The organism is Jeotgalibacillus marinus, from assembly GCF_040801915.1.
GTDB lineage: Bacteria > Bacillota > Bacilli > Bacillales > Jeotgalibacillaceae > Jeotgalibacillus > Jeotgalibacillus marinus.
Genome location: NZ_JBFMIA010000361.1, coordinates 1 through 221, shown reverse-complemented (window position 1 = coordinate 221; position 221 = coordinate 1). Strand labels below are relative to the sequence as shown.

General features: G+C 53.8%; 1 protein-coding gene. It reads left to right on the top strand.

Annotated features, from left to right (window positions below):
* On the top strand, window positions 1–221 hold a 221-nt coding region (locus tag AB1471_RS19265), incomplete at both ends, for a hypothetical protein (protein WP_367781110.1).

Genomic DNA, 221 nt, shown 5'->3' with positions numbered 1-221 from the left:
GAGGGGAGGAAGAAGGAGGGGGAGAAAAAAAAGAAGAGGAGAGGAGGGGGGGGAAAAAAGAAGGAGGGAAGAGAAAGAAAAAAAAGGAGAAAGAAGGGGAGAAGAAGAGAGGGGAGGGAGAGGAAAAGAAAAGGGGAGAGGAGAGAAAAAAAAGAGAGGAGGAAGGGGAAGAGGGGGGGAAGAAGGAGGGAAGGGAGGGGGAGGGGAGGGAGGGGAGGGAG